Origin of the sequence: Streptomyces durbertensis (assembly GCF_014156695.1) — a bacterium.
GTDB classification, from domain to species: Bacteria; Actinomycetota; Actinomycetes; order Streptomycetales; family Streptomycetaceae; genus Streptomyces; species Streptomyces durbertensis.
On record NZ_WMLF01000280.1, the window covers coordinates 1 to 7,051 of the forward strand.

At 73.6% G+C, this 7,051-nt stretch carries 6 protein-coding genes; 4 read left to right on the forward strand and 2 right to left on the reverse strand.

Going from position 1 to position 7,051, the window contains the following annotated elements; all coding sequences use genetic code 11:
* Positions 1 to 88: 88 nt before the first annotated feature.
* The 4 genes from GL263_RS17900 (at position 89) to fxsA (ending at position 5,565) form a co-directional block, all read left to right on the forward strand.
* Positions 89 to 1,732, forward strand: a complete 1,644-nt coding sequence (locus GL263_RS17900) for an amidohydrolase (RefSeq protein ID WP_182856730.1) — start codon at positions 89 to 91, stop codon at positions 1,730 to 1,732.
* Positions 1,733 to 2,341: 609 nt separating this feature from the next.
* Positions 2,342 to 4,156 (forward strand): apolipoprotein N-acyltransferase, encoded by a 1,815-nt coding sequence (lnt, locus tag GL263_RS17905; RefSeq protein ID WP_182856731.1) that lies wholly within the window; start codon positions 2,342 to 2,344, stop codon positions 4,154 to 4,156.
* Complete coding sequence (locus GL263_RS17910; protein ID WP_182856732.1) at positions 4,153 to 4,920, forward strand: polyprenol monophosphomannose synthase; 768 nt, start codon at positions 4,153 to 4,155, stop codon at positions 4,918 to 4,920. Before lnt ends, GL263_RS17910 begins: the two co-directional genes overlap by 4 nt.
* Before the next feature lie 3 nt (positions 4,921 to 4,923).
* A complete protein-coding gene (gene fxsA, locus GL263_RS17915; protein WP_182856733.1) occupies positions 4,924 to 5,565 on the forward strand; it encodes an FxsA family membrane protein in 642 nt (213 codons plus the stop codon).
* 203 nt (positions 5,566 to 5,768) lie between these two features.
* On the opposite strand, the gene GL263_RS17920 is transcribed toward fxsA, so the two are convergent.
* Positions 5,769 to 6,143, reverse strand: coding sequence for an RNA polymerase-binding protein RbpA (locus GL263_RS17920; protein WP_143650604.1), 375 nt, complete (start codon positions 6,141 to 6,143; stop codon positions 5,769 to 5,771).
* 253 nt (positions 6,144 to 6,396) lie between these two features.
* Positions 6,397 to 7,051, reverse strand: a 655-nt coding sequence (locus GL263_RS17925; protein WP_182856734.1) for an MFS transporter, incomplete at its 5' end; no start/stop codon positions are given.

Consider the following 7,051-nt stretch of genomic DNA (forward strand, 5'->3'; position numbering starts at 1 on the left):
CCCGAGGATCTGACGGCCCCCGCGGCCATCCGCCGTCACTCGCACCCCGCGGTCCGGCGGCGCCCCCGACAGGGGGAGACTGAGCGCCATGACCGACAGCACCACCCCCGACGCCGGCCCCCGCACCGTCCTGCTCCGCGGCGGCGAAGTGCACAGCCCCGCCGACCCGTTCGCCACCGCCATGGTCGTCCAGGGCGACCGGATCGCCTGGGTGGGCTCGGAAGGCGCCGCCGACTCCTTCGCCGACGGCGTCGACGAGGTTGTCCACCTCGACGGCGCCCTCGTCACCCCGGCGTTCACAGACGCACATGTGCACACCACGGCCACCGGGCTCGCCCTCACCGGCCTCGACCTCACCACCGCCCGCGACCTGACCGAGGCGCTGCGCCGGATCCGCGACCACGCCCGCACCCACCCCGACCACCGCGTGCTCCTCGGCCACGGCTGGGACAGCACCGCGTGGCCCGAGCGGCGACCCCCAAGCCGCGCCGAACTCGACGAGGCCACCGGCGGCCGCCCTCTCTACCTCAGCCGCGCCGACGTCCACTCCGCACTCGCCACCACCGCCCTCCTCGACCTCATCCGCGGCATCGCCGACCTGCCCGGCTTCCACCACGAGCAGCCGCTGACCGCCGCCGCCCACCACGCCGTGCGCGAGGTCGCCCACGCCACCCTCACGCCGCCCCAGCGGCAGGCCGCCCAGCGCGCCGCACTGCGCCGCGCCGCCGAGTTGGGCATCGGCACCGTGCACGAGTGCGCCGGCCCCGACATCTCCAGCGAGGACGACCTGCGGGCCCTGCTCGACCTGGCCGCCGAAGGAACCGGCCCCCGCGTCGTCGGCTACTGGGCCGAAGCGATCACCACACCCGAAGAAGCCCGTCGCATCCGCGAACTCGGCGCCCACGGCGCCGCCGGAGACCTCTTCGTCGACGGCTCCCTCGGCTCCCACACCGCCCACCTGCACACCCCCTACGCCGACCGCCCCGGACACACCGGCAACGCCTACCTCGACGCCGAGGCCGTCGCCGCCCACGTCACCGCCTGCACCGAGGCCGGACTCCAGGCCGGCTTCCACGCCATCGGCGACGCCGCCCTCACCGCCGTCACCGAAGGCGTCCGCCAGGCCGCGACACGCACCTCGCTCGCCCGCGTCCGCGCCCTGCGCCACCGCGTCGAACACGCCGAGATGCTCACCCCCGACACCATCGACGCCTTCGCCGAACTCGCCCTCACCGCCTCCGTCCAACCCGCCTTCGACGCGGCCTGGGGCGGCGAGGAAGGCATGTACACAAGCCGACTGGGCGCCGAACGCGCCCGCACCCTCAACCCCTACGCCGCCCTCCAGCGCGCCGGGGTCCCGCTCGCCTTCGGCTCCGACAGCCCCGTCACCCCGCTCGACCCCTGGGGCACTCTCCGCGCCGCCGCCTTCCACCACACCCCCGAACACCGCATCTCGGTACGCGGCGCCTTCACCGCCCACACCCGCGGCGGCTGGCGCGCGATCGGCCAGGACGACGCCGGCACGCTTGTCCCCGGCGCCCCCGCCGACTACGCCTTGTGGCGGACCGACGAACTTGTCGTCCAGGCCCCCGACACCCGCGTCGCGAACTGGTCCACCGATCCGCGCTCGGGCACACCGGGTCTGCCGGACCTGACCCCGGGGCGTGACCTGCCGGTGTGCCTGGCCACCGTGGTCGCGGGCCGCACCGTCCACCGGCGGCCGATCGAGTGATCTCCTGCCGGGCCATACCGCCGAACGAAGACCCGCCCACGCCCGGCACACACCGGCTGTCTCCACCCTGACCTGCTGCTTCGTCAGAAAACCGCAGCTCACGCGAGTGTTGACAGGCGGCGGCCGGTGCCGGGTAGGTTCAGCGGGTCCACCACGCGAGACGCCCGACCACCAACCACCGCGCAAGCCGTCGAACGCCGCTGGGCCACGCGGACTGCCAGCGAGGCACGCCGCCGCAGAGAGCCAGGTCCAGGGCCAGCGGCCCGGGGGCGGAAGGTTTCGGCTGGTCGGCGGGTGCGACCCGGGCGGGGCCCGGCCGCTCAGTAGACAACGGCACTGCGCGACCCGCAGCCAGCGGGTCCCAGGTCGGCCCGAAGGGCGGCGGGCCCGGCCCCCGGCACCGAAGGCCCCGGCCACCGCCGGACGACGGCGATCATCGCCGCCCGGTGCCCGTATCGTGGAACCAGCGCCGGAGGACCGTACCCGCGCGCAGCCCCGCGCACGCGAGACATGGCCCACTTGTTGCGGCTTGTTGCCGACGCGGGGGCCACAGGCGCCCCACCGCCGTTGTACGGTCGCTGTCCACCACCCGACGAACCAGGGAAGACCGTGCCAACGGGCTCCGACACCACCGCCGACACCGACCGGGGCACGACCGCCCGGCCGGCCTCCGGCGACTCCTCCGCCGGCGGCGCCACCGCGCACGCCGGCCGCCCGCCGCTGCGGCGCACGCCGGCCCGCCTGACGGCCGCCCTGTGGCGCCGACTGAGCGGCGGCGCCCCCCGCGCCCTGCTCGCGGCCCTGGCCGGACTGGCCCTGGCCGCCGCCTTCCCGCCCTACGACCTGTGGCCGCTGTCGCTGCTCGCCGTCGCCGCGCTCAGCCTGCTCACCCACGGCCGCACCGCCCGCCAGGGCGCCTGGACCGGGTTCGTGTTCGGCCTGGCGTTCTTCGTCGGCCTGCTCAAGTGGCTCAGTGTCGTCGGCTGGGACGCCGTACTCGGGCTGTCGGTGCTCCAGGCCCTCTTCCTCGCCGCGCTCGGCGCCGCCCTGGCCGCCGTCTCCCGACTGCGGGCCTGGCCGCTGTGGTCCGCGTGCCTGTGGGTCGCCCAGGAGTGGGCCCGCGACCGCGTCCCCTTCGGCGGCTTCCCCTGGGGCAGGCTCGCCTTCGCGAACACCGGCTCACCCTTCACCCCGCTCGCCGCACTCGGCGGCGCGCCCCTGGTCACCTTCGCCGTCGCGCTCACCGCGACCCTCCTCGCCGCCGCCGTCACCGTCCTCGCCACCGGGACCCTCCGTATCCGCCGACAGGCCGGCGCCGCGTCCGGGGATACTTCTGGCACACCCCCGCAGCCCGAAACCCGGCCCGAAACCCGGCCCGACGACCCGGGACACCCCGGGCCGGCGCCCGCCGACACCGCGGCCCGCGGCCGCGCGCGCCCGGCCGCGCTGGCAGCCGCCGGGGCCCTGGCGGTCACCTGCCTCGGCTACGCCGTCCCGGTCCCCACCGCGGCCGCCGACACCGTGGACATCGCCGTCGTCCAGGGCAACGTGCAGCGCCCCGGCATGGACTTCCTCGGCCGGCCCATGATGATCCTCAACAACCACGTCGAACCGACGATCGCCCTGGCCGAGGACGTCCATGCCGGCCGGGTGCCCCGCCCCGACCTCGTCATCTGGCCGGAGAACGCCTCCGACCTCGACCCGCACCGCTACCCGCAGGCCCGCGCCGCCATCGACCGCGCCGTCGCGGCGATCGGCGTGCCCGTACTGGTCGGTGCCCTCGTCGACCACCCCACCCGGGAGGGCTACGTCGAGAACCAGGGCATCGTGTGGGACCCCCGTACCGGCCCGGGCGACTCCTACACCAAGCAGCACCCGGTCCCGTTCGGCGAGTACGTGCCCTTCCGGGAACAGCTCAGCAAGGTCATCAGCCGGCTGGAGCGGGTGCCCCGCGACTTCTGGCCCGGCGACAAGCCCGGCGTGCTCCAGGTCGGCCCCGCCCGCCTCGGCGACGTCATCTGCTTCGAGATCGCCTACGACGAGATCGTCCGCGACACCGTCAACGCCGGCGCCCGCGCCCTGGTCGTGCAGACCAACAACGCCACCTACGGCCGCACCGGCCAACCCGAGCAGCAGCTGGCCATGTCCCGCCTGCGCGCCATCGAACACGGCCGCGCCATCGTCACCGCCGCGCCCAGCGGCATCAGCGCGATCGTGGCCCCGGACGGCACCATCAAGCAGCGCACGGAAGAATTCACCCAGGACGTACTGACCGCACGCCTCCCGTTGCGCGACGAGCGGACCGTCGCCGACCGTGTCGGCGCCACACCGGAGTGGGCCCTGGCCCTGGTCGGGCTGGGCGCGGTCGTGGCCGGCCCCGTCGCGCGGCGGACGAAGAAGCACCAGAAGGGGAACCCGCAGTGAAGAAGGCCGGCAAGCGAACCCGGGAGCCACTGGGCGATGTCCTGGTGATCATTCCCACCTACAACGAGGCCGACAACGTCGAGCCGATCGTCTCGCGGGTCCGCGCCGCCGTGCCCGAGGCCCACATCCTGATCGCCGACGACAACAGCCCCGACGGCACCGGGAAGATCGCCGACGAACTCGCCGCCGCCGACGAGCACGTGCACGTCCTCCACCGCAAGGGCAAGGAGGGCCTGGGCGCCGCGTACCTGGCCGGCTTCCGCTGGGGCACCGACCACGGCTACGACGTCCTGGTCGAGATGGACGCCGACGGCTCCCACCAGCCCGAACAGCTGCCCCGGCTGCTCACCGCGCTCACCGGCGCGGACCTCGTCCTCGGCTCCCGCTGGGTGCCCGGCGGACGCGTGGAGAACTGGCCCGCCTACCGCAAGCTGCTCTCCCAGGGCGGCAGCACCTACTCCCGACTCCTGCTCGGCATCCCGCTGCGCGACGTCACCGGCGGATACCGCGCCTTCCGCGCCGCCACCCTCAAGGGCCTGGACCTCGACCAGGTCGCCTCCCAGGGCTACTGCTTCCAGGTCGATCTCGCCTACCGGGCCGTGCAGGCCGGCTTCCACGTCGTCGAGGTGCCCATCACCTTCGTCGAACGCGAACGCGGCGACAGCAAGATGAGCCGGGACATCGTCGTCGAGGCCCTGTGGCGGGTCACCGCCTGGGGAGCGACCTCCCGCTTCCGACGCCTCACCGGCCGCAGGCACACTTGAGTCATGACCACTGGTGAACCGGTTCCCTACGAGCCCGGACGCGACCAGGCCGGCCCCGGACCTGGCGGCCCCCACGACCCGGCGGCCACGCCCGGCCGTACCCGTCGAAGGCCCCGCGGCTGGCGGCGCTTCCTGCCGCTGATCGTGGCCGCCTTCCTGGTCCTGGAGATCTGGCTGCTGACCGTGCTCGCCGACCTCATCGGCATCGGCGGAGTGCTGCTGGTGCTGCTCGGCGGCGTGGTGCTCGGCTCCGTGGTGATCAAACGTGCCGGCCGCCGCGCCTGGCGCAACCTCACCGCCACCGTCCAGCAGGGCTCCGGCACCACCGTCAGCCCGCCGCCGCCGCGGGGCGTGACCGGCGGCGGCAACGCGCTGGCCATGCTCGGTGGACTGCTGCTGATGTTCCCGGGGCTGCTCACCGACCTCGCCGGGGTGCTCTGCGTGCTGCCGCCCACCGCCGCGCTGGTACGCCGCCTCGCCCGCCGCTCGCTGTCCTCCAGCGGGCTCGGCGACGCCGTCCAGCAGGTCCGCCGCGCCCAGGAGCAGGCGAACATCCACCGGCCGGACGGCAAGATCGTCCAGGGCGAGGTGCTGCGGGACGACAACCCCGACCACAACCCCGACCGGGACGACACCCGCGGCTGACCCACCCCGAAGAGCCACACCGCAGCACAGAAGACACCACCGCGGCCCCCGCCGGGAAGCACACCGGCGGGGGAGTGGCGTCGGTGGGTGGCGTCCGGACGGCCTCGCGCCCGCCTCGGAGAAACGCAGACAGCCCGCCGGACCCGGCGTGTGCCGGGCCTGCGGGCCGTTCTACCGCCGTGGGCGAAACCCACGGCCTGCTGTCACGCGCTCTTGCGACTGTCGCGCGGATGCACCGCGATGTTCATCGCGCCCGAGCGAAGGACCGCCAGCCGCTCGGCCAGCACTTCCTCCAGCTCCTCACGGGTACGCCGCTCCATGAGCATGTCCCAGTGCGTCCTCGCGGGCTTCGCCTTCTTCTCCTCCGGTCCCTCGCCGTCCACCAGCAGGGCCTGGGAGCCGCAGACCTTGCACTCCCACTCCGGCGGGATCTCCGCCTCGACCGAGAACGGCATCTCAAAACGATGGCCGTTCTGGCATGCGTACTCCACCGCCTGGCGCGGCGCCAGGTCGATGCCGCGGTCCGTCTCGTAGCTGGTCACCACGAGCCGAGTGCCGCGTAGAGCTCGCTCACTCATGAATTGTGCCTCCCGGGCTTGTCGCCCACAGGACAGGTGTCGCTGTCGTCGTCATCCGGTCAACGTCCGATCGGCGGTGATGATTCCCGAATCGGGAGATGCGTCGCCCGTCGTGCCGCCCTTGTTGTACCCCCCGGTGCCCGCCTTGTCACATCGATTGGGGTTTGTCACCCGCGGTCCACGGTGTCGAGGCGTGCAGTAACGGTCCGTCCGGCGGGCCGAAGGCGTACACTACCGCCCGCACGCCGAATGCCTAAATCCGCTCCGGCGGAGTGTTCCCCACCGCCAGCATCGCCCGCCGCACCGGCACCCTCCACAGCAGGGCGAACCCCAGCACGAAGAACACCACAAGCGAGATGATCGCGTCCCGGTAGCTGCCCGTCAGCTGGAACACGATCCCGAACACCAGCGGCCCCAACCAGCTGGTTCCCCGGTCGCTGATCTCGTAGAGCGCGAAGTACTCCGACTCCTTGCCGGCCGGCACCAGCTGGGAGAACAGCGACCGCGACAGCGCCTGACTGCCGCCCAGCACCATGCCGATCGCCGCCGCCAACGCGAAGAACCACAGCGGCTGCCCGGCCGGCAGGAAGTAGCCCGCGCCCACCGTCGCCGTCCAGGCCACCAGCGAACCGAGAATCGTCCGCTTCGCCCCGAAGGACTGCGCCAGCCGGCCCAACAGCAGCGCCCCGAACACCGCCAGCACCTGCACCAGCAGGATCGCCCCGATCAGCGTCGTCTGGTCCATGCCCAGCTCCGCCGAGCCGAACACCGACGCCTGCGTGATCACCGTCTGGATGCCGTCGTTGTACAGCAGGAAGCCGGCCAGGAACAGCAGCGTCAGCGGATAGCGGCGCAGCTCGGCCAGCGTCCCGGCCAACTGCCGCCAGCCCCCGCCCAGCGCCGCCCGC

Bases quoted from the DNA above. Each gene is read 5' to 3' on its own strand.
- GL263_RS17900 (WP_182856730.1), top strand. From the start codon at position 89: ATGACCGACAGCACCACCCCCGACGCCGGCCCCCGCACCGTCCTGCTC.
- fxsA (WP_182856733.1), top strand. From the start codon at position 4,924: ATGACCACTGGTGAACCGGTTCCCTACGAGCCCGGACGCGACCAGGCC.
- GL263_RS17920 (WP_143650604.1), bottom strand. From the start codon at position 6,143: ATGAGTGAGCGAGCTCTACGCGGCACTCGGCTCGTGGTGACCAGCTAC.